We start from the raw sequence: 21,965 nt of genomic DNA on the forward strand, positions 1-21,965 counted from the left end.
CGGGCCAAGGAGGAACGCGATGCGACGCAAGGTTTTATTCGCGATCAATTCGCTTGCGGGCGGCGGCGCCGAGCGCGTGATGGCGACGTTGCTCGGAGGATCGGAAGCGCGTGCGCGCGACTATGACTGCGCGATTGCGCTGCTCGACCGCGACGAGGAGGCCTATGCCCTCCCCGACTGGATCCGCGTCCACCGGCTCGACTGCAAACATGGCTTCGCCGCGAGCATCGCGGGGCTGACGGGTGTCGTGCGCCGCGAAAAGCCGGACGTCGCGCTGTCGTTTCTTACCCGGGCAAATGTCGCGACCGCCGCGGCGATGACGCTGCGTCGCCGTCCCTTCATCTTGAGCGAGCGGGTCAATACCACCGCGCATCTCGGCGAGGGGCGTGCCGCCACCGCGAGCAAGGCGATGGTCCGCCTCGCCTATCCGCGCGCGACGCGGATCATCGCCGTGTCGCAAGGCGTCGGCGATACGCTGGTCGAGGATTTCGGCGTCCGCGCCGACCGGGTCGTGGCGATCGCCAATCCGATCGACACCGACCGGATCGAAGCGCTGGCAGCCGAGCCCGCCAACGACCATAGCGCCGTACCGTTCGTCGTCGCGATGGGACGGCTGGTGACGAACAAGAACTTTCCGCTGGCGATCCGGGCCTTCGCCGCCTCCGGACTCGCGGGAAACCTGGTGATCCTGGGTCAGGGACCGGATCACGCCGCGCTGCGCGCGCTGGGCGACTCGCTCGGCCTTGGCGCGCGGCTGGTGCTGCCGGGATTTGCCGAGAATCCGTATGCGATCGTCGGCAAGGCGCAGTTTCTGGTGCTCAGCTCGAATGCGGAGGGATTTCCCAACGCGCTTGTCGAGGCGCTCGCGGCGGGGGTCCCCGTCGTGGCGACGGATTGTCGTTCCGGGCCTTCCGAGGTGCTCGACGTATCGATCGCGCCGGGCAACGTCGTTCCTGGTCAGGGTCGAGGGGGGCTGCTCGTCCCCGTCGACGATCTCGCGGCGATGACCGAGGCGTTCCGGATGATGGCCGACCCCGCCCGGCGTACGGCATTGGCCGCGGCGGGTCGCGCGCGCGTGCGCGACTTCAGCGTCGCGCACGCGGTCGAGCGCTACTGGGCAGTGATCGACGACGCGCTCGCGACCCGGCGGTGATGATCCTGCGCGGCGTTGCGACGGCGATCGCGGCGGTTGCGGCCACCGCGGCCCTGCTCCTGTCGCTTGCGCCATGGGCGGGTGACTGGATCGCCGCCGCAGACATCGCCGCAGCGGCGCTGCCGGTCGCGCCCGTGCTCGCGGTCCTCGCGATCGGCTTCGCCTGGCGGCGCTCCGTCATGCTCACCGCGATCGCCATGATCGCGCTCGGGATCGCGACGGCGACCTTTGCCTATGAGTGGCGCGACGCCCCGAAGGTCTCGACGCCCGGCCGGGGCCTCGTGATCATCACGCACAATATCGCCGTGCGCAACGCCGACCCTGCGGGCACCATCGCCACGCTGGCCGCGAGCGATGCGGACATCCTCATCCTTCAGGAGACCGAAGGCACGGTTCGTCCCTATCTGGGACAGCTGCGTCGCAGCTTTCCCTATGCGAGCGAGTGTCGCAAACCCTGTTCGCTGGCGATCTTCTCGCGGATCCCGCTCACGCGCGTCCGCTATCGATTCCGCGACGAGACCGGCAAGCCGTTCGGGCCGGGACTGGTCCAGACGCGCGTCAGGCTGCCGGGCGTGACCGGGGGATTCGTGCTGGCCAGCGTCCACCTGTCCCGCCGGCTGACTCTCGAGGGACAGAGCGAGGCACGCCGTGCGCTTGCCGAGGCGGCAGCCCGCGTGGGAACCCGGTCGCTCGTCGTCGCGGGCGATTTCAACCTGGTCCCATGGTCGGCCGCGATGCGGGATTTCGACGCCGCCGTAGCGCCGATGCGTCGCGTGACGCGCGGCCTGTTCTCGTTTCCCGCCGACTTTTCCGGCCATGCCGTGCCGGTCCCCGTGCTGCCGATCGACCATCTTTTCGCAGGTCCCGACTGGGGCGTTCGCGCCGTCCGACGTCTGCCCAGGACGGGGTCCGATCACTATCCGCTGCGTATTGAACTCGTCTGGAAAGGGCCCGACCACTGTGTTACGCAAGATTGTCGTTAACGTGCGACATCAGGGGGATAATCTATATGCGGCGGGCTCGTTGGTTGATGTGCGCGTGCTTACTTGCGGGCATCGCCGTGCAACCGGCGTCGGCAGATACGCTGGGTAATGCGATCGCCGATGCCTATCGCAACAATCCCCGCCTCGAGGCGCAACGTGCCCAGCTGCGCGTTCTGGACGAGCAGGTCATCCAGGCGGCCTCCCCGTACCGGTTGAACGTCGGCGTCGTCGCGAGCCTTTCCTATCAGGAACAGGTGCAACGCGCGGGCTTCTTCAACGACTTCCAGAAGTTCGATCAGAAGATGATGGGCGCGGCGGTGTCCGTCTCGCAGATCCTGAGCACGGGCGGCCGCACCGCGGCACAGCTGTCGGCGTCCGAAGCCGATGTGCTGTCGGGGCGCGAACGCTTGCGCGAGGTCGAGAACTTCATCCTGTTCGAAGTCGTCGACTCCTATGTCTCGGTGCGGCGCGACTCGCGGATCGTCGCGATCCAAGAGCGATCGGTCGGGTCGTACGAACGCCAGGTCCAGCAGGCGCAGGCGCGCGAGCGTGGCGGCGATCTGACGCGGGTGGATATCGCGCAGGCGCAGGCGCAGCTCCTCATCATTCGCACGTCGCTGGCGCAGGCGCGCGCGTCGCTCGAACAGAGCCGCGCGCGGTTCGCAGCGGTCGTCGGCCGCAACCCCGGCGTGCTTGAGCCGGAGCCCGCACTGCCGGGCCTGCCGACGTCGATCGACACGGCGTATCAGATCGCCGAGAAGGAAAGCCCGACCCTCTGGCAGGCGATCCTCAACGAGCGCGCGGGACGTTCGCGTGTCGCGGCAGCGCGCGCGGAGCGTAATCCGACGATCGCGACCGAGGGGCGTTACGGTTATAATGCACCCGCGAGCTACAATGTGCGCGATATGGGTCGCGCGCTGTCGGGCGTCGTGACGGTGACCGTGCCGCTGATCAATCAGGGTGTCGTCGGGTCGCAGATCCGCGCCGCGATCGCGAACCAGCAATCGCTGTCGTTCCTGATCGAGGACACGCGGCGCAGCGTCGACAGCGCGCTGCTCAACGCGTGGAACCAGTCCATCACGTCGCAAGATCAGGTGACGAACGGCCAGGCGGCGGTTGAAGCCGCGCAGGTCGCGCTCGACGGCGTCCGCCGCGGATTTGCCGAAGGCTTCCGGTCGAACTTCGAAGTTCTCGATTCGGAACAGCGGTTGCTGAACGCGCAGCTCATCCTCGCGAACGCGCAATATTCGCAATATGCCGGACAGGCGAACGTGCTCGCCTATCTGGGCAGGTTGCAGGCGGCGGCGATCGATCAGGCGGTCGCGATCTATGATTCCGCGGCCAATCTCGAAAAACAGAAGCGGAGCCAGTTGAGCCCGTTCACGGCCATCGTCCGCGCTTTCGACAGTATCCAGGTGCCAAGCAGCCGCAACCGCGCCGCGCCGATCCTCCCGCCCGCCACCGATACGACGGTCATCGCGGCGGTCGCGCCCCCGCCAAGCGGTCCGCTGGCGACCACGCTGCCCGTCGACCCGACCGGCCGGCCGACACCACCCGAAGGCGAGGCCCCCTCGCAGCGACGCTAAGCCCCTGCTAGATGGCCGGCGACGACCGCAACCGCTGCGGTCGATCGAAAGGACGGCGTATGGCGTACCGGCTTGGCATGTTGATCATATCCTTGGCGCTCGCGTCCGGAGCGCCGGCGAAGCAGCTGGAGTCGGGCGCGGCCGGGGGCGCCGGTACGGCCGGCCTGCCCGCTTCCGATCGTTTCGACGCGCGGCGGGGTGCCACGGAGCGGATCGCGCCGCGTGCCAAATCGGTCGTCCAGAACAAGCGCTATGGCAACGCCTACCGCCTGCTCGATGACCCGCTCGGGATCGCGAGCGGCAGCCGGTTCGAGAATATCGATGCAACGGTGCTGCGCGGTGGTTTTCGCTTCAAGGGTGATGCGCACGACATCGTCATCCGGAACACGACCCTGCGACTGGCCGCGCCGACGGCTGCGCCCGAACTGCCCGCGGGTATCGAGCTCCAGGGCAACGTCCACGACATCCTGGTCGACTCCGTCACCGCAAGCGGGTTTCAGATGATCCATCGCGAAAAGCGCTATACCAACGGCGATGGGTTCTCGAGCGAGCGCGGCGCCGCGCGGATCAGATTCCGTAACAGCACCGCCAACGACAACAGCGACGGTGGCTTCGACCTGAAGTCGACCGACACCAAGCTGGAGAACGTGTCGGCGGCGCGGAACGGGATTAATTACCGGTTCTGGGGCACCGGCACGGGTACGCGGATCACGAGCACCGATCCCGCCAAGGCGCATCTACAGATCAATCCCGGGGCCGACTGGCACATCAACACGCTCGTCGTCCGCTCGACCGAGCGCAAGCCGATCATTGTCGTGCATGGTCAGGGGCAGCTAACGATCGACCGGTGCGAACTTCATGTGCCGGCAGGCACGAAGATGATCCGTCTCGATGCCAAGGTGACGCCCGACATTCACCTCGGGACGGGATGCACGCTGCCCTGACGGCACCGAACGCGAAGCGGCCGGACAATAACGACGCACAGGCGTATGTCGGGCTCATTCCCTAACCCTGCGAGCTGGCAAAGTGGCCAGCCCCCTCAAGGGACGTCTAACTTCAGTTAAATTTGCGCTCTGCTCGACGGCCTTGTCCGACCGCGTAAGCTCTTGAGCCGCCTGTATTCAATGGGGGATGGCAAGTGACCGGCGAAACGTTCGGTCCGCGTTTTGGTTCCCAAGGTTAACGGAAATTAGACGTCTATGTTGAGAAGCCGTCAATTGGTCCGTGCCATTTCTATTGAACGGTTTTGGGTGATTCGTTGTGAGAAAGCAGCGAGTGACCCGCAGTTGCCGTGACATTCAGGGAACCAGAACGCCGTGCGGATAAACCCGCGCGCCGTCTGGAACGGGGGAACAGCGCATGACACTCGACGCAACCATCGGAAATGAGATTTTTCTGCAGGGTCAGTATCTGAGTCTGGGCATCAACGGCAGCGGCACGCTCGGGACGCGCGCCACCGCACCGGTCGGGTTCGTCACCGATGCGGTTAACGGCTATATCCGCCTGGGGCTCGTGGGCGACACGGATGGCTTCGGCAAGGGCGCCGCAGCGACGCGCGACGCGATGCTCGCGGGAACGCCCGTCGAGAGCTTTTCGATCGGCTACGACATCGGCGCCAAGCATTACACCAGCGTCAACAGCGAGCGGAACGGCAAGAGCCAGGTCGCCGGCGGCGTTTCCTCCGACCTGTCGAGCGATGGGATCGGCAAGGCCGGCTGGACGGGCGCGACGACCGAGGGCGTCAAGGTCGCGCAGACGATGTCGCTCGCCGATGGTGCGAAATACATCAAGGTCGACGTCACGCTGACGAACACGACGGGCAAGGCCGTCGCCGATCTGCATTACATGCGCTCGATCGACCCCGATCACGGCGCGACCTTCGATACCGTCAACACGGTGATCGAGCAGGGTGGCGACGGTGCTGATGGCGCATTGATCGCGGCCTATGCCTCCAGCGGCAAGACGCCGCTGTTTTACTACACCGCCGATGATCGCGCGATGGTCTCCACCTTTAAGGGGTACGTCAACGAGAACCCCAACGCCGCGGCGACCTTCGATGCCGCACCCGCCGAGGGCTTTTCGCTCAAGGGCGACAACGCGATCAACATCAATTTCGGCCTCGGCACGCTCGCGGCGGGTCAATCGACGACGTTCACCTTCTACATGGGGATCACGAACGACCTGAACGCGACCGTCGCCGAGATCAAGGCGAGCGCCGTCGCGCGCCCCGAGCCCGTCAACGCCGCTCCCGTTGCGGCCGACGACTTGGTCGCGATCGTGGCCGGCAAGAGCGAGAGCGGCAATGTCCTGACGAACGACCGCGACGGCGACGGTGACGCGCTCACCGCCAGCCTCGTCAAGGGACCTACGCATGGCTCGCTGCTGTTCAATGCCGATGGCAGTTTCACCTATGTCGCGGACAAGGGCTATGTCGGCAGCGACAGCTTCACCTACGCGGCAAGCGACGGGAAGGCCTTCGACAATGGCGTCGTCTCGATCGCGGTCGCGGCGGCGCCCGTCGTTCCCACCATTGCCCCGCCAGTCCTTCCCCCGTCGTCGTCGTCCCCCCGGTCACGCCGCTTGTCGCCAAGCCGTCGGTCCAGGACGGCAGCAGCTCCGCCTCGCAGACGCTCTCGGGCACGTCGGGCAACGACATGTTCTTCTTCGACATCGCGAAGAATACCGGCACCGACACGATCAAGAACTTCAGCCACGAGGACGTGCTCGCCACCACGGCCAAGCTTTTTGACGGCAATGGCGACGGCATCATCACCTTCGCAGCCAACCGCCTGTCGCTCGATTCGCCGAAGAGCAACGATTACGCGGTCATCGAGGGCGTTTCGGGTCTCCGCCTGATGGGCGCCGATTCCGCCGGGCGCTATATCTACGCGGATGCGAGCGTCCGTCCCAAGGGGGCGTCGGAAAGCAAGCTCGGCAACGACAAGATGTCGGGCGACTCGACCGACAAGAAGGCCAGCCAGTTCTTCTTCGACACCGCGATCGGGCTCGATCTCGGCCACGACACGATGTCGAATTTCGGCAAGAAGGACGTGCTGGTCACCACGGTTGCGCTGCAGGACGACGGCACCGGCCACGTCAAGCTCGGGGCCAAGGGCATGCTCGACCTGGGCAGCAGCGCGGGGATCGATCTGGGCGACGTCGCGATCGGCGGGCTGAAGGGCGCATCCGTTTCGATGCTCGAGTTCGACGGCGCGGTCTCGCACGACGGCATGACCTATTATGTCTACAGCCTCGACGGATCGGCGGCCGGCATCGCGACGCTGAACTTCTGATCCGGCGCCGTGCCGGGCGACCGCGGTTGCCCGGCACGGGTCTAGAGCGCGTTCGCACCCGAGCGCGGCAAACAAAGAGAGAGATTTCCGTGAGGAAATCTCTCTCTATCATCTCTCCCGAAGAAGAGCCGCGGGCATTAGCCTGCGGTGTTGTCGATGCCGTAGTGGTAGTACGTCACGCCGTTCACCTCGTTGGTGGACTGCAGGTACAGACCGCTGACGCCGACGAGGTCGATCTGGCCGCCATGTGCTGCGCCGTCATCACCCTTGGTGTTCATCATTTCGCCCGACAGATCCAGCACGCCGTTGTTGCCGAACTTGATCTGCACGCCTGCGTCTGCACCGGCCTTGCCGTTGAAGATCTGCGAGGTCGTGACGATCTGGTCGTCCGCGCCGAAGCCCGTGATCGTGTCGCCGCCGAGGTTCAGACCGAGTGCGGTGTCGTAGAAGAACTTCTTCGAACCCGTCGCCGCGTCAAACGTGTCGTTACCAACCTTACCCTCGGTGAAACCGGCAAGCTTGACCGTTGCGTCGGCATAAACATGCATACCGCCCTTTTCGCCAAGATAACGGAGCGACTTGCTCTCCATACCCTGCAGCGTGATCTGGTCTGCACCGGGATTCTTCTTCGAAGTGCGGTCGATGTCGAGGATACCGTTCGGACCGAAGTCGATGATGCCGTCGCCGTTGCCGTCGAAGATCTTCTGGTAGTTCAGGATCGTATCGTTCTTACCGAAGTTTTCGATGAGATCGTCACCTGCGTTTCCTGCACTGAAGCTGAACGCGGTCGCGCCGACGGTGTTGGCGACATTGTCGTTAGTACCATTGTTCTCAATCGAGACCTTGTCTGCCGTCGTGATCAGCTTGCTGTTGTCGCCGAATGCCATTGTCTTGTCTCCGCTACCGTCGTTGTTTGAAACCATGTTGTCACGTTTTGCCGTGCCCAACGCTTAATGCTTTATTAAGGATCGAGTTCAATTAATTCAGCATCGTTGTCAACGATTTCGCCGGCCGCCTGTCTCGCGATGGGACAGATCGGAATCTTGCATGCAGCAAGCAACGGTCCGGATATCAGGTTTCCGACGGACGATCCGGACCACCGGCAAAGTACAGCCGTCGAGATACGAAGATGTCTTCGCGCGGCGCTGATGGTTTTACGGGCCGGCTGGCCACTATGCCGGCCCTTGCAGGGCAATATGGATCGGCGTCTATAGTTGGATCGCCCCGCACACTTCGTGTGCGGTGCGGTTCAGCGCTTACCAGGCCGCTTCAAATACGGGATATGCGTCGCCAGAGCGGCAAAATCGGACCGCCGGAAGGCGACCATGTCGCGCACGGTGAAGCCCGTCATGCGCGCATAAAGGCCGACGTACAGGATCGTGGCCACGACGTAGGTGATGCTCGACGCCAGGGCGGCGCCCATCACGCCGTCGAGGCGAATCATCCACCATCCCAGCATGATGTTGCACACAAGCACCGGCGCCATGATGATCAACGACGCCCAGGGCTTTCCCTGACCGGCGAGGTTCGTGTTGAGAATCTTGAAGACGATAAACGCCACGACGCCCGGCAGGAGCGCGTTGCAGACCGCCGCGCTTTCGGCGAACTGCTTGCCGAACAGGAGGGGAAAGGCGAATCCCGAGACGATCGCTATGCCGATCGCGAGCACCGTCGCCGCGAGGAACGAGACGCGCGCCAGGACGAGCACCTTCGTCGAAAAGGCCTTGTCCTCCTTTGCATTGACGCTGCGCGACAGCAGCAGCGAACTGACTGCGGTGGGGATTTCCCAGATGAGTTCGGCGATGACCGTTGCCTGCGCATAGACGCCGACCTCGCGCAGCGTCGCGAACCGCGTCAGCAAAAGGATCATGATCTTGTAATTGAGCATCATGACGAACAGTGACGCGGCGTAGGACAAGCCCCGGCGTTGCAACCTGACCGCGACCTCCCGGTCGAACCCAAGGTACAGCCGCCCCTCCTTGGAAAGCAGATAGAGCGCGTAGCCGGATCCCAGCACCGAGGCACCCAGATTGGCGATCAGCACGCCGTACAGACCGAGATCCAGTGCCCACCCCAGGACGATGATCAGGACGAGTCGCAGCAACGCCGGCCGCCAGCTCGTCCGACGAAACGCCGCGATCCGCTGCCGCCCGAGAAAGACGCCGCTTGCATAGCTCGACAGCAGCGACGTCGGGATCGATGCAACCGCTAGCGCGCGCAGCATCCAATCATCGCGTGCGACGCCCGCATAGTCGAGATAGGCCAGCGCCAGCAGGACCGCGATCGTCCCCGCCAGCGGAACCAGCGTCAGCAGCGTCGGCAGCAGCCGCTCGAGCGGATAGATACCGCGCCCGAGGTGGAAGGCGGTGGACTGGCGGATCCCCATTTCGGAGAAGTTGACGGCCAATTGGGCCGGCACGAGCAGCGCCGCGACAAGCCCCCTCCCCTCGGGGCCGAGCAATCGGGCGAGGATGAGGCTCGTTATGAAATAGCTGCCCTTCTGGAAAAAGCGGCTGATCGCGACGGTTATGGCCTCCCAACCGAAGCCGGATGGTGCGCGCCGCGCTTGCGGGGAGGAACCGGCCTGGCGTGTCATCTCGACTATCAATCCTCTGGAGATGCCGCCCAGGTCGACAAGGCGGCGCGCCTAGCATATGCGACGCGTCGGTAAAAGCTGGGCGCTCCACTGCGGTCGCGGGCAAAGTGCAGGGAGGCATGACGTGACGGACCCCACTATCGCCGTGGTTATTCCGGTGCACAACAAGGAGCGCCACGTCGTCCGCTCGCTGGACGCCGCGCAGGGACAGACATCGCCGCGATTAATCGAACGTCGATTAGTCGACCTATGAAGTCGATGAGCACCAAAGTTTATCGATTTCATATTAACATCATGCGGACATCACTATGGCTTTGAAACATAAGTTATAACCGCGTCGACAGATGGTACTTTGCCAAGCGCTACATCATACCAACATTTCCGCTCCGACTGGCCTGTAAATTCTAACGCACAGTTCACGTTTGACGGTGAAAGACAGTACGAGGGGCCAACGCCGACACTTGAAGTATCCTTCTTTACGCGAACCACAACCAGACTTTAGGCCCATCGCCATTCCAGTAGTCAGTGAACGGCGAACGGCGAGCGGCGAGCGGCGAGCGGCGAACGGCGAACGGCGAACGGCTTCACTATTCGCCGATAAATGCTATCATACGCCCTTATTGGATGACGAGCCGCCTTACCCACGCGGCATGTCCAGCGATTGATCGATAAGCGACTCTCCGGCAGGCACCTACGTGTGTTAACGGCAATATCAGATTTCCCGCGGAGTCTATTACGCGATTAACAAGGAGAGCCATGCCTTTGACTGCTATACCCAAAGTGTCATGCATTACTGTTTTTTACAATAGAGGCGATCTTCTGGATCGCTCTGTCGATAGCCTCATTGATCAAACGTTACAGGATCTAGAGATAATCGTCATTGACGACGGGTCAACCGACGAGACTATGACGAAACTCAAATGCAAGTCCGACCCGAGGCTCAAAACTGTATTCCAGGCCAACATCGGCTTTACTGCCTCAATGAATCGAGCGATCCGAGCGAGCAAAGGCCGGTATATCGCCGTACACGGCGCTGGAGACATTTCCACCCCGATAGATTGGCCCTTCAAGCATCTTACCTTGACGCCAATCCAGAGGTCGGCGCCGTGGGCTGTCGCCGATCAGATAATGGACGGTTAACGATTTCAAACGATCATGTAAGGCGGGGCCCGATGCTGGCTATCATGCTCGAGTCAAATCCTTTCAGTCACGGCGAGGTCATGTTTAGGCGATCATTGTTTGATAAAGTGGGCGGATATCGCGAAGCATTCCGGTTTGCCCAAGATCGTGACCTATGGCTAAGAATGGGACGATATTGCGACTATGCTGTACTTCCGCAAACCTTATATTTCCGCGAGTACATATCTGGCAGTGTAACAAAGACTCCACAAAGTCTTTACTTACAGACACGACTTTCCAGCTTCGCCGTCCAATGCGCAAAGACTATCAACTCAAGTGGCCAAGACTTATTTGATGCGTTAGGGCCAAGCGCATTCTTTTTATCACCTGTCGAAAAGTCGCTTGCGCACAAATATACGCTATTTGGGCTTCGAGCGATCAGAGATCACGAGCCTGAAGCGGCCCACATATTCCTCACGGCAGCTTTTCGCGAACACTTTTCATTTTATACGTTAGTCGGAAAAATAGCTTTATCTGCCTCGCGCATCCCAAAGATTAATCATGCCGTTCGACGCATTTTGCAAATATTTACACCTCGCCCTCTATAGGATGATAATAGGCCTTACGCGCATTTTTGATTGCACAAAGCAACAGGCTAAGCCGGACATTGATTCACAAAGATTTGTAAAACCTATCAACTTTATCTGCAATAATTGACCATGCGTTTGCCGAGGATAAGTTCAACACCCTCGCATGTTTTCCAACGTTGTTTTCAGGTGATGCAATTGCCTGAAGTAATGCTGAAGCCGTTAGACTCTTTACTTGAACCACACCTTCACCGCCCAGCTGTCCATTTAATTCGCTGAACGCATCTGACTGGAGCGTAATGATGTCACAACCGCGCTCGGCAACCAGCATTGCCATACCGGAAGTTGACTCCGTTAGATAAGGTAGAGCAACAATAGTGCTTGCGGCAATTGCATCGACCAACTCCTTATCACTAAGCCTCTGATCAAACACATGTATGTTGCAGTTTGATCTACGTATTATTTCAATACGATCTCTTATCGACCTCCCATACGTATCGTCAGGAATTTTCCCGGCGATAAGAACGTCGTAATCCGGAAGACTGCCAGCGACACAATCAAGTAGCTGATCAAGCCCTTTATAGGGTTTTACGTCGCCGATGAACGAAACCACTCTGACATTGCTGCCGATGCCAAATTGTTCCCGAGCTTTTTCAGGTGATGCACTAGGCGGGTAGACATCGCCGTACAGGCCATGCGGAATTTGGCATGAACTAACGTTTCTTATCCTCGGAAACTTTACTCGAGCGTCCTTCTCCGCAGTTGCCGTCAGGTAAATTACCCCATCTAAAAGCCATACGAAATAACTCATCACGACCTTTTCAAGCAGCCGTCGGTTGCCTGAATGAGACTGTATATTATGCGCTGTCCACACGAGTTTGGCGCCTCGTGCCTTTTGTATTGTCAACATGGTTACAAATGCCAGTGTTCGCCGCACAAAAGCAAAGCCCGCCGCGGTCGCAACCTGCTGAGGCCAGTGAACATGAATAATATCTGGCCTCCCGAAGAATGTATCTAGCATTCCCGGATCAACCACACGCCAGCCGACCTTCTCCATTGCCTCAGAGAATAAGAAATTATATGGATTTTCTTTAAAATTCCTGCGCGCTGGGAACGCAAATACTAATCTGCGATGCAAGGTATTTTTCCTTTTTAGGCTCAGAATCACTTTCGAAGGCCTTACCTAGCTTTATGAGTGCGATCATCGAATAATGCTGGAGAATCGATGAGCTTCTCGTTGGGTGCGACATAGACCGGTCCGAGCATACGAACAGACCTAATTTCATCGCACAATTTCCGATATCGCCAAACGCGTTGATGAGGCACAACCCTACCGTTGCAGCCTTCCTCCTGATAATAAAAAAATACCGCGATGTTTGAGTTAACGTTATCTTTTACTAGTGCGACTTCTTAGCCGTCGCTGATTTTATAAGGTTCGAGAATGGGGGTGATCACCATAAGATGGTTCAGGGCCTTCTGGTTTTATGCAATCTAAGGGTGCCCCCCCGCTCAATCGGCCGCTCGAACGGCCACGGGTCGAGCATAATCGACCAATGCCCCCCAGCCAAGTGATGCGTGAGGATAGGCCTGCGTTAGCGCCACCGGTTCCATCGGCACCGCAATACGGTGTTCCCGGACCCGGAAAGACGCAAACGGAACGATGGAAACCCAGCCGAGAGTTCAGGCTTAGTGCGGTGAACCTAGGTGCCGGCGTGACAACGCCGGAGGAGCGCGAGTTCCAGCAACTGCGCCGCGAACCTACCGAGCGGAGGGCTGAGCGCGGCATTTGGAAAAAGCAATGGTAGCCTTTTGCTTGGCGAGAGAATCGATGAGCGGTCCGAGCCCCCTTTAAAGCACGGGACGATCTGGCTTTGATGCTGGATCTGCGAAGCGCTCGGTCTTTCGGGTAGTGGCTTTCATAATTGATCAGTTCGGACACCCAGCTCCCGCGCAAGTAGCAATAGTGTGTTCGCTTCCACGGCGCGCGCCAATTTCATCTCCACCGTCAGAAGGTGCGGTGCGCTCCGCGTCTGACACGTACTCCAGCCTACGGCCTGTCAACCGATTCGCACTGTATCAAGTACCTAATGCTGCGGTCGATCGGTGCAAACAACACCCTCGAGCATCGGTTGACCGTCGAGGCGCCACGTCGAGGCGGATTATCGGCCTCACTTGAACTAGGACTGCCGAAAGGCGGCACGTCACCGTGGTCATCGACCTGCTTTTGCCCCGCGTGGTCCCCCTCGACATGCCTAGGAGACCAGGAACGACATTTGACTGCCCGGATGAAGACCAGCCGGTTGCTCATGGCAAGTCGGTGATGTGCAAGCCTGACTCCCTGCTGCACCACTGGGAACGAGGATAGCAATATACGATCGGGCAGTCTCGGCGGTTGATGGCTGACAATTGGGCCATCTACGCGACGCGCGGGTCGGACAACGTCTGGAACGACCCAGCGAGGAATTCTTCTTCCACGAGATGAAGACCGAACGGGTCGGACGGAAGACGTATCGAATGCGTAATCGCGTATTGGAACCGAGCTGACCCGTTACGCGGCCCTCGCCTGATGCTAGGACACTAAAAGCGGAGCGTTACACCACATCGGGCGCACCGAAAGGCCTCGTCGCAGGCTCTATTGGTCGCTTTCGCAATGCGTGTCGGAACGAACACCAGGCCCCTCACTCGCTACTGCGACGCGGATCATCAAAGCATTGCGGACGGACTCCGAGGCCTAGTGTCCGTACAGCAGGCATATCGGCGTCAAAACTATGTTATCGTCGGACTGAAACACGGCGCAGATTATCAGGCAACCAAGAGCACCGCCCGACACAAGCGCACTATCACCAAGTTCGTGACTACGCCAAGAGCGCTGTGTTTATGACTAAATGTTTTAGCTGGTTCACAACCTACTCTCCCCGTTGTTTTGATCATCGTAATAACAACGAGGTTCGAACTCATAGTTTTGCAATTTCAGACGGCGCATAACGTCATCGCGCTATTGAGTGTCGCCCTCCTGCTTCTGAACGATATATCCTGTGTACCGGACATTGCCATGACGCGTGAAATGAATTCAACGCCGTTTTGGCTCTTGTACCGTCGGATCAGAACCCCAGTTGCGCGAGCCCTGCAGCGCTGCCAATCGCGCTATAGACATAATAATGCGTGTCACCGACGACACGCTCGCCGTCGAATTCCAGCGCGCCTACCGATTTCCCTGCCGTATCGGTGACCGTGAAGTCGCCCAGATCGATGCCGTCATGGCCAAGCGAGAACACACCGCCGGCCGCCGCCACGGTAGCGCCTGCGTCGCTGCCGCCGATCTTGGTGGTCGTGACGATGATATCCTTCGCCCCGAATTTGGTGACCTTGTCGTGCCCGAGCGACTGGTCAAGCGCGCTGTCGAAGAAGAACGCCCCCGCCTTCTTGTCGCCCGCGTCACCTGCCAGCGTGTCAGCAACGCCGAACTTGCCCTCCACCGCGCTTTTCGGACGCACCGACGCGGCGGCATAGGCGAAATGGCCATCGACCAAGCCAAGATAGCGCAACCCGGCATTGACGCCCTCGAGCTTCACGGTGCCCATCTTCGACCCGAGGTCGAGTACCCCGTTCGAACCATAGGTGATGATCCCGTCCTTGTTGCCGTCGTTCAGCATCTTGGCCGTCATCAGCAGGTCGGTGGCACCGAAGCCGATGATGCTGTCGGCCCCCTGCTTGCTGACCTGGTTGAAATAGAAGCTGTCGGCCGCGCTGGTTGCCTTGATCGTCTCGTTGGCGGCGTTCGATACGAAGTGGAGTGGCGAAATACTATCGCGAGGCGCTTCCACGGCAGGCGCGACCACGACGGGCGCAGGGGCGGCAGGCGCCTCAGCGACCGGTGTCGATACGATCGGCGCAGCAATGACCGGCACCGTGATAACGGGCAGCGTGACGACCGGCGCGAGCACGATCGGAAGCGTATCGAGCAACGAGCCGACCACGGGCACGTTCAGCCCGGCGTCGAGCGAATAGGGGCCCGTCGGAACAAGCTTTTCGACGGTCGTCAACGCGCCCGTCAGCGCCTTGCCCGCAACCAGCTTGGCGGTGCTGGCAAGACTGACGCTGACGTCGGACACGGTGAGCGTGCCGTTGTTATAGAATACGGCCGTGTTGCTGCCCGAGTCGGTAAAGCTGCCGCCGTCGATCGCCAGCTTGGCACCCTCGTTGAGCCAGACCTGCGCCTGGCTGGTGATTCCGCCGCGCTTGTGCGGATCGGTACCGACCGAGTCGATCATCGTCGCCTCGCCCCAGATCCGGAAGTTGCGGGCATTGTCGTCGGCGATCGCGCGCACGAGCGTCGTCCCGGTCGACTTGAGGTCATAGCCGGCGTCCGTGTTGCCGCTGGCCACGGTATCCTGGAACAGGACGTTGTACACGCCGCGCTCGGTCGCGAAGCCGTCGCCGTTCCAATAGCGCGAACTCGTCGTGTCGGTCGCATTGGCCATCGACGTGCGGATGATCTTCACGTCATGCGCCGTGCCGTCCAGATGCACGCCGATTGCGAAATTGTCGCCATCCTGCTTCAGGCTGTCGCCCCGCACATCCTCGATCAGGATGTTGCTGCTATTATACTGAAGCCGGATGACGCCCTTCGAAAAGCCGTCGACCTCGACGTCACGGATCGTAAGCCCGGTCACGGTCGCGGTCTTGTTCGCGCCACCCGCATAGTCCTCGAAGAACCGCGCGACATTGCTCGCATCGACATGCTCGATGGTGATGTTCGACACGTCGCCGGCGGCACGGAACACGGTCCCGGTGTTGTTGACCTGGAGGTTCTCGAAGTTGAGATTCCCGGCACCCGCCTGTAGCTTGAAGAGTTCGTTCCCGGCCGCGTTGCTGGCGGCATAGACGGAGGGCCGCGTGCCTTCGATCGTTGCCTCCATCGCGTTGCCGCTATGATCGACGCCCTTGATCGTGACGGCTGCGCCCGGCGTGCCGCCGCTATAGATATTGGTCGCGTCGGTGACCTTGTAGCTGCCGGCGTCGGCCAGCAGATGGACTTCACCGCCCGGCCCGGCCTTCTTGATCATGTCGTTGAGCTTGCCGATCGACGCGGCATTGGCCCAATCCGAGCCGCTCTTGTTGCCTGATCCCGTCGGGGAGATGTATGCGATGGGCATCGAAGGAATCCTGACACGGACGCGACACGGATGTGTGCGTGATGATCGCTGGATACCTTCGCCAAACTGCAATTGAGTATCGAGTTCCGGTAAAGAACTCGTTCATTACGATGAGGCAAAATTGATGGCGGATTTCTCGGTCGTAGTTCCGCTGTACAACAAGGGTGCGCATGTCGCGGCGACGATTCAGACTGCTCTTGCGCAAACTGCCCCCCGCGCGAGATCATCGTCATAGACGACGCCTCGACCGACAACGGCTTGGCAATCGTCCGCGAAATCGGACATCCGTCGATCCGGATCATCGAGCGCGATACGCCCGGCGCCGGGGGCTATGCCGCGCGTAATGCAGGGATTGAGGCAGCATCGGGTGCCTGGATCGCGTTTCTCGACGCGGACGATAGCTGGCACCCCGACCATCTGAAAAACCTGTCAGCCGCAATCGACAAGGCCCCCGAACCGGTAGGCTGCGCCTTCTCGGGAATCTGGATCGTCGAAAACGACACGCGCCGCCCGTATGAGGTCAATGAACGCTATGTGCGTCCTGGTGCTGCACTCGACCTGTCGGATATCGTCGAAGGCTGGCTCAACGCGCGCGATTGCCCGATCTGGACGGGGGCGCGGCATTTCGCCGCGATGTGCTGATCGACGCCGGGCTATTCCCTGCAGGTCGTGCCAAACGGGGAGGCGACAAGGACCTGTGGGTTCGCGCCGCCGCGATCACGAAGGCGGTGTATTCGCCCGAGAAGACCGCCAGCTTTCATCAGGACACGCAGAACCGGGTCTCGAACTTCACTGCGCACGTCGATCTGCCGATTCTGGTGTCGACGATCGACACGCTCATACCCTCGGCCGACAAGCGCTTGCGCCCTTTGCTCAAACGCCTTTCGAACCGCGAAATCGGACGATACGCACGGCGTTGCACAAAGGCCGGGACGCCGATCCCCGCCCCGTTCTACCGGTCGCTGCGCATGCCGCAGGGCGTGGGGCAGCTGGCCTATCTGATCGGGCTGAGCATGATCAGGCCGTATATGGCGTCGAAGCTGAAATAGGCCGCCGCTTCGTCGCATCATATTTGCGCGCGCTGACATACGCGTGGACGGTGCATCCGCATAATATGCCGTAAAGGATCATCCCCTCGATCTGCCAAAGTGGCATCGTCGCCATGTTGAGCAGAAAAAAGCTCAGATGCCCGCACAGCAGGATCGGTCTTGCTCTGGTCTTTGCCATTGCCGCCAGCGCGAACATCCAGATCCAGAAGAATAACGTCGCCAGCACGCCGAGGATGCCCAACTCATACAGCGCGGACACCAGCGTGTTATGCGCATAGACGACGAACACCCCGTTCCACGCATTCGGGCCGGACCCTATGACGTGCTGGATCGGACTGCTGTCGCGATAGCCATAGATATACTGGCTCCAGATCAATGGACGCCCCGACATCACATGCCGGTCATCTATATCGAATTCGCGCGGCGGCTTGATGATCGATGTCCCGCGTTCGATGACGGTCGCGATATCCGCGAAGCGCTCCTGCTGCGTCGAGCCGATGGCGACGCCGCCTATCCCGATTAGCACCGTCGCCAAACCGATCACCACCATGCGCTGCGCCCGGATGACGCCGCGCCACGCCCCGATCAGCGCGATGCCCCCCAGGAGCGGGGCAATCGCGACGATTGCCGTCCTGTAGTTGGCGAGCAATATCGAGAGGCAGAACATGCCGACCAGCGCGGTCTTTGCGAGGCCTGACATTCGCTGACGCAATGCGAGGACAAACAGACCGCCAGCCAAGGCGACGGAGAAGGCTGCCTCGTGATTGAAGCCGCCGATATAGCTGGCAGATCCATCCGTTTCCGATGCCTTTACCACGCCAAGCACGACCGAAAGCGCCTGGAAGGCGACAAGGATAAGAAACGGCAGGAACATCTTTCCCAGCGCCTTGTCCCACCCCGTCTCGGTTATCGCATCGATGACTGCCAGGATGATGACGGCCATGTAGATGTATTTGACCAGCATATCGACCATCGGCGAAACGCTGTGGTTGACGAAGCCGCTGATCGCGATGACCAGCAGGATCGGGTAAAAGGGTACGAGGCCGACATCAAATACGCCACGCGGCTTCAAAACCCACGCCCCGAGACCGCAGATGAAGATCGATCCGAGCGCGTTGTACGACAGCCCGGCGGGGGAAGCGCTGAACGTGATCGGATGAAAGGCGGACAGGATGAACCGCAGCCAGATCGCGAATATTACAAAGCGGGTGGCGCGCCCTTGGCTGCTCCGCAACGCCACGAACAGCATCGCAAGCGCCAGCAACGTCGCTGGAATGGATGCGTAATAGGGTAGAGCGCGCCCATTCGCGACAAGGGAGTCCATGGATGGCATACCTAGCCGATCACGCCGACGACCGCCAGCGCTACGGTCTTGACCACGCCCGGATCAACGCCGTAGGTCGCGTTGCACCGCAACAGGATACCTGATCGTGACACATGTCGACGAAGCTGATCTTGAACAGCTCGGAAAACCGCATCGCAGGGGCTGCATACGCCGCTTCAGTGCGTTACGTGCCGTCCTTGCAGCCGACCTTTACCGGTATTCCGGATCCGTCGATGCGAAGAATTTCCTGAAGCATTACCTCTTTACGCCCGGATACAAATACACGGTGCTGATGCGCCTGACGGGGTATCTCGCGCTCAAGCCCGCCAAGGCCGGCGGGCTGTATTTTCTGCTCAAGTGGATGCTGCTGCGGGCACGCTACAAGTTCGGGATCGCAATTCCCGAATACACGCTCATCGCACCGGGGCTTTTCATCAATCGGTTCGGCGGCATCTATTTCAACGGCGATGCCATTGTCGGCTACAACGCGAACATCACGCACGGATCGATGCTCGGCCAGGCCAATCGCGGCCCGATGCGCGGCAGCCCGACATTGGGCGCCCGCGTATTCATGGGCGCTGGATCGAAAGTGGTCGGACGCCTGACGATCGGCGACGACACGTCGATCGGTTCCAACGCCGTGGTGACCAAGGACGTGCCGCCGACGAGCGTGGTGGGCGGTGTCCCCGCGAAGCTGCTCTCACAGGCGGGCTCGCTGGGGTACGTCAACCGACAGGTCCCCGAGGCGCTGGTACGCCGGTGCGTCAATGCGTTTCATGGCCCCGTGCCGGCCGGATTCTACGACGGCTGACCCCTCTCACCGACGCGGCGTCATCCCCAGACGCGCCACCACGGTCGCCGGGCCTGAAGCTCGATGCCGCGCTCGGATGCCGCACGCGTCAGGTCACGGGCAAGAGAGCGCAGCTGGCGATCGTTCAACGCGACCTGGACCTTTGCCACGCGCTGTTCCTGATACGCCTCCACCGACTCGACGATCTGCATCGTCAGCACGATGCCGCTCATTCCCTCGCAGCGCTTCCATCCGGCCAGAGCGCCGGTTGCAATCGTAGACATGACACCCTCCCGTTATGAAACATCCTTAACGCGGATGCTGCCCCGTCAGCAATTCATATCCCAAGACAGCGGTTCGCGCGAGGCGATTGGCGGCATGGGGTTGCGACGCGTGGGACAGGCTGCATAGAGGCCACAAGACAATCGCAACCAGGAGTGCGAGAATGATCCGCCGAACTATCTCGAAGCTTTTTCCGAAGGCGGCAACGACAGCGACGCGCGCGATCGCCGCGCCGTACCCGATGGTCGAGCTGTTTCACTGGGAGCCCAAGGACGGCAGCCGGAATTTTGGCGACCACCTGTCGAAGATCGTCGTCAGCGGCGTCGGCATGCTGCGCGGGATGACGCTGGATGACGAGGTCAAAACCGCACGGCGACTTCTCGGCATCGGCTCCATCCTGCATTTTGCCAATGATGGCGACGTGATCTGGGGCAGCGGAATCAATGGCAAGGTTGCCAGCGGCGACATCCCTGCCCGGCACCTCGACATACGCGCGGTCCGCGGACCGAAGACCGCCGCGCGGCTGCGCGACATGGGAATGTCCGTACCCGATGTGTTCGGCGATCCCGCCCTGCTCGTACCGCGCCTGTTCAAGGACCGGTTCGTGCCGACGCCGAACCGCGACTATGTCATCGTCCCCAATCTCCACGACCTGCCGCTCGTCACCGATCAGACGCGCTTGGTCTCGCCGCTCTGGGGGTGGAACCGGTGCATCGAGGAAATCCTGTCGGCGAAGTTCGTGATCGCGAGCTCGCTGCACGGCCTGATCCTCGCCGAAGCCTTCGGTGTTCCGGCGCGCTATCTGCGCCTGTCCGAAACCGAGTCGACGTTCAAATATGACGATTACGCGCAAGGCACGGGACGCGCATCGCTCGACCCGGTCCGCTCGGTCGAGGAAGCGCTTGGCGAAGGCCCCCACCCCGCGATCAGTTTTGACGCCGATGCGTTGATCGCCGCGTTTCCGTTCGACCTCTGGCAGCGATAACGGTCTAGCGCGCGACAATCTGGCGCAGATACGCCGTAATCCGGCTGCCGATCAGCGCCCATTCCTGTCGCGACAGATCCGGGCCCCGCGGATCGCGCGGCTGGCGTGCCCAGTCGAGCGCCGCCGCAAGCTTCTCTGTCGTCAGATCGCCTTCGTACAGCCAGACCCACGCCTCCCCGACCTCGTTCTGCAGATCGACGAGGCTGCCGAGGCGTGGGGCGATGACGGGTCGTAACCGCGACAGCGCCATCAGCGCCGAGCCGCTGTTCAGGATGTCGCTATAGGGCAGCATAACCGCGTCTGCGCCGTCGATCAGCGCCTCGAGGGCAGCATCCTCGAGATACCCGAGCTGGATATCCACATTCGACACCCCCGCGGCGATCGTGGTCAATTCGCTGCCGAGATCGGGATCCTTGCACTGCCCCGCGATGACGAGCTCGCACCGGTCGGGCGACAGGCTCGCGACGAGCCGGGCGACGATGTCCGGTGCCTTGTATCGCTTGACCTGTCCTATGAAGGCGAGTCGGATCGGACGCGGGCCGGCGACGTCGCGGACAGACGGGACGGACCGCTCGCGCGATCGGTAATGGTCATGCGGTACGATGATCGACGGCACCGCATCCAATTGCGGATAGGTCTCGCAAAACAGGCTTTGCGAGGCTCGCGACAGGAAAATCAAACCGTCGACCGCACGGAGAAACACCGGCAGCCGGATCCGCGACACGCGCACCCCCGCGCTGGTGCTGTACCAGATTATGGCCGACCCATATGATCCGCTTGCGCTGGACATATTTCGCGATCAGCCGCGCCGTCAGGCTGCGCATGCCGCGAAACCGGTGGCTCAGGCTCTGCGCATAGAGGAATTCTCGGGCGAATGGAGAATGAGAACGTCACCGGCGGCGAGGTCACTCGCCTTATTCTGGTACAGTTCGCGAACGGTTACGCCTTCCGACGCGAGCGCATCGGCAAACATCGCCGAATAGGGGTTGGGCCCTCGCCAGGCAGGCCGCAATGCAACACGTAGTGTCCGGCTGGGCAAACCCTCATCCTTCTCGCAAACGC

Annotated in this window: 19 protein-coding genes; 12 read left to right on the plus strand and 7 right to left on the minus strand. The window is 61.0% G+C overall.

Features of this window, described 5'->3' with window-relative positions; translation table 11 throughout:
• The first annotated feature begins 19 nt into the window (after positions 1–19).
• The 6 genes from QP165_RS10600 to QP165_RS10625 all read left to right on the plus strand — a co-directional run bounded on the left by QP165_RS10600 (position 20) and on the right by QP165_RS10625 (position 7,015).
• Positions 20–1,153, plus strand: coding sequence for a glycosyltransferase (locus tag QP165_RS10600; protein WP_333995609.1), 1,134 nt, complete (start codon positions 20–22; stop codon positions 1,151–1,153).
• Positions 1,153–2,136, plus strand: a complete 984-nt coding sequence (locus tag QP165_RS10605) for an endonuclease/exonuclease/phosphatase family protein (RefSeq protein WP_333997001.1) — start codon at positions 1,153–1,155, stop codon at positions 2,134–2,136. The genes QP165_RS10600 and QP165_RS10605 overlap by 1 nt, the downstream gene beginning before the upstream one ends.
• 77 nt (positions 2,137–2,213) lie before the next feature.
• A complete protein-coding gene (locus QP165_RS10610) occupies positions 2,214–3,722 on the plus strand; it encodes a TolC family protein (protein ID WP_056018080.1) in 1,509 nt (502 codons plus the stop codon).
• 77 nt (positions 3,723–3,799) lie between these two features.
• Positions 3,800–4,666 carry a hypothetical protein gene (locus tag QP165_RS10615; RefSeq protein ID WP_333995611.1) on the plus strand — a complete coding sequence of 289 codons (867 nt, stop codon included), beginning with the start codon at positions 3,800–3,802 and terminating at the stop codon, positions 4,664–4,666.
• A gap of 415 nt (positions 4,667–5,081) precedes the next feature.
• Positions 5,082–6,578, plus strand: coding sequence for an Ig-like domain-containing protein (locus tag QP165_RS10620; RefSeq protein ID WP_333995613.1), 1,497 nt, complete (start codon positions 5,082–5,084; stop codon positions 6,576–6,578).
• Entirely contained in the window at positions 6,578–7,015 is a 438-nt protein-coding gene (locus QP165_RS10625) for a hypothetical protein (protein ID WP_333995614.1), read from the plus strand. The genes QP165_RS10620 and QP165_RS10625 overlap by 1 nt, the downstream gene beginning before the upstream one ends.
• A 137-nt stretch (positions 7,016–7,152) precedes the next feature.
• Here QP165_RS10625 and QP165_RS10630 read toward each other — a convergent pair whose 3' ends face one another.
• Together QP165_RS10630 and QP165_RS10635 are read right to left on the minus strand one after the other, a co-directional pair.
• Complete coding sequence (locus QP165_RS10630; RefSeq protein ID WP_333995615.1) at positions 7,153–7,962, minus strand: hypothetical protein; 810 nt, start codon at positions 7,960–7,962, stop codon at positions 7,153–7,155.
• Between the two features lie 302 nt (positions 7,963–8,264).
• Entirely contained in the window at positions 8,265–9,611 is a 1,347-nt protein-coding gene (locus QP165_RS10635) for an oligosaccharide flippase family protein (RefSeq protein WP_333995616.1), read from the minus strand.
• A gap of 756 nt (positions 9,612–10,367) precedes the next feature.
• Between QP165_RS10635 and QP165_RS20025 the strand changes: the two genes are divergently transcribed.
• Entirely contained in the window at positions 10,368–10,751 is a 384-nt protein-coding gene (locus tag QP165_RS20025; RefSeq protein WP_443019281.1) for a glycosyltransferase family 2 protein, read from the plus strand.
• 32 nt (positions 10,752–10,783) lie between these two features.
• Positions 10,784–11,338 carry a hypothetical protein gene (locus QP165_RS10640; RefSeq protein WP_333995617.1) on the plus strand — a complete coding sequence of 185 codons (555 nt, stop codon included), beginning with the start codon at positions 10,784–10,786 and terminating at the stop codon, positions 11,336–11,338.
• 64 nt (positions 11,339–11,402) lie between these two features.
• On the opposite strand, the gene QP165_RS10645 is transcribed toward QP165_RS10640, so the two are convergent.
• Positions 11,403–12,485, minus strand: coding sequence for a glycosyltransferase (locus tag QP165_RS10645; protein ID WP_333995618.1), 1,083 nt, complete (start codon positions 12,483–12,485; stop codon positions 11,403–11,405).
• Positions 12,486–14,418: 1,933 nt separating this feature from the next.
• On the minus strand, positions 14,419–16,473 hold the full coding sequence (locus tag QP165_RS10650; protein WP_333995619.1) for a hypothetical protein: 2,055 nt from the start codon (positions 16,471–16,473) through the stop codon (positions 14,419–14,421).
• A 120-nt stretch (positions 16,474–16,593) separates the two neighbouring features.
• Between QP165_RS10650 and QP165_RS10655 the strand changes: the two genes are divergently transcribed.
• On the plus strand, positions 16,594–17,115 hold the full coding sequence (locus QP165_RS10655) for a glycosyltransferase family 2 protein (protein WP_333997002.1): 522 nt from the start codon (positions 16,594–16,596) through the stop codon (positions 17,113–17,115).
• A complete protein-coding gene (locus QP165_RS10660; RefSeq protein WP_333995620.1) occupies positions 17,070–17,522 on the plus strand; it encodes a hypothetical protein in 453 nt (150 codons plus the stop codon). The genes QP165_RS10655 and QP165_RS10660 overlap by 46 nt, the downstream gene beginning before the upstream one ends.
• On the opposite strand, the gene QP165_RS10665 is transcribed toward QP165_RS10660, so the two are convergent.
• Positions 17,491–18,846 carry an O-antigen ligase family protein gene (locus QP165_RS10665; protein WP_333995622.1) on the minus strand — a complete coding sequence of 452 codons (1,356 nt, stop codon included), beginning with the start codon at positions 18,844–18,846 and terminating at the stop codon, positions 17,491–17,493. The two genes, QP165_RS10660 and QP165_RS10665, sit on opposite strands and share 32 nt — an antisense overlap.
• 106 nt (positions 18,847–18,952) lie before the next feature.
• Here QP165_RS10665 and QP165_RS10670 point away from each other — a divergent pair, with 106 nt between their 5' ends.
• On the plus strand, positions 18,953–19,657 hold the full coding sequence (locus tag QP165_RS10670) for a serine O-acetyltransferase (protein ID WP_333995624.1): 705 nt from the start codon (positions 18,953–18,955) through the stop codon (positions 19,655–19,657).
• A 20-nt stretch (positions 19,658–19,677) separates the two neighbouring features.
• Here the strand turns inward: QP165_RS10670 and QP165_RS10675 are convergent, their stop codons facing one another.
• Positions 19,678–19,920, minus strand: a complete 243-nt coding sequence (locus tag QP165_RS10675; RefSeq protein WP_156350159.1) for a hypothetical protein — start codon at positions 19,918–19,920, stop codon at positions 19,678–19,680.
• 161 nt (positions 19,921–20,081) lie between these two features.
• Between QP165_RS10675 and QP165_RS10680 the strand changes: the two genes are divergently transcribed.
• Positions 20,082–20,903 (plus strand): polysaccharide pyruvyl transferase family protein, encoded by an 822-nt coding sequence (locus QP165_RS10680; protein ID WP_333995627.1) that lies wholly within the window; start codon positions 20,082–20,084, stop codon positions 20,901–20,903.
• A 4-nt stretch (positions 20,904–20,907) separates the two neighbouring features.
• On the opposite strand, the gene QP165_RS10685 is transcribed toward QP165_RS10680, so the two are convergent.
• Positions 20,908–21,627 carry a glycosyltransferase gene (locus QP165_RS10685; protein WP_333995629.1) on the minus strand — a complete coding sequence of 240 codons (720 nt, stop codon included), beginning with the start codon at positions 21,625–21,627 and terminating at the stop codon, positions 20,908–20,910.
• Positions 21,628–21,965 lie beyond the last annotated feature (338 nt).

The organism is Sphingomonas sp. 22R3R2A-7 (assembly GCF_036856055.1).
Lineage (GTDB): Bacteria > Pseudomonadota > Alphaproteobacteria > Sphingomonadales > Sphingomonadaceae > Sphingomonas.

Excerpts from the sequence above, each read along its gene's own strand:
- QP165_RS10640 (WP_333995617.1), top strand. The coding sequence starts at position 10,784 with ATGCTGGCTATCATGCTCGAGTCAAATCCTTTCAGTCACGGCGAGGTC.
- QP165_RS10620 (WP_333995613.1), top strand. The coding sequence starts at position 5,082 with ATGACACTCGACGCAACCATCGGAAATGAGATTTTTCTGCAGGGTCAG.
- QP165_RS10635 (WP_333995616.1), bottom strand. The coding sequence starts at position 9,611 with ATGACACGCCAGGCCGGTTCCTCCCCGCAAGCGCGGCGCGCACCATCC.
- QP165_RS10680 (WP_333995627.1), top strand. The coding sequence starts at position 20,082 with ATGATCCGCCGAACTATCTCGAAGCTTTTTCCGAAGGCGGCAACGACA.
- QP165_RS10625 (WP_333995614.1), top strand. The coding sequence starts at position 6,578 with ATGGGCGCCGATTCCGCCGGGCGCTATATCTACGCGGATGCGAGCGTC.
- QP165_RS10675 (WP_156350159.1), bottom strand. The coding sequence starts at position 19,920 with ATGTCTACGATTGCAACCGGCGCTCTGGCCGGATGGAAGCGCTGCGAG.
- QP165_RS10665 (WP_333995622.1), bottom strand. The coding sequence starts at position 18,846 with ATGGACTCCCTTGTCGCGAATGGGCGCGCTCTACCCTATTACGCATCC.
- QP165_RS10605 (WP_333997001.1), top strand. The coding sequence starts at position 1,153 with ATGATCCTGCGCGGCGTTGCGACGGCGATCGCGGCGGTTGCGGCCACC.
- QP165_RS10615 (WP_333995611.1), top strand. The coding sequence starts at position 3,800 with ATGTTGATCATATCCTTGGCGCTCGCGTCCGGAGCGCCGGCGAAGCAG.
- QP165_RS10600 (WP_333995609.1), top strand. The coding sequence starts at position 20 with ATGCGACGCAAGGTTTTATTCGCGATCAATTCGCTTGCGGGCGGCGGC.
- QP165_RS10650 (WP_333995619.1), bottom strand. The coding sequence starts at position 16,473 with ATGCCCATCGCATACATCTCCCCGACGGGATCAGGCAACAAGAGCGGC.
- QP165_RS20025 (WP_443019281.1), top strand. The coding sequence starts at position 10,368 with ATGCCTTTGACTGCTATACCCAAAGTGTCATGCATTACTGTTTTTTAC.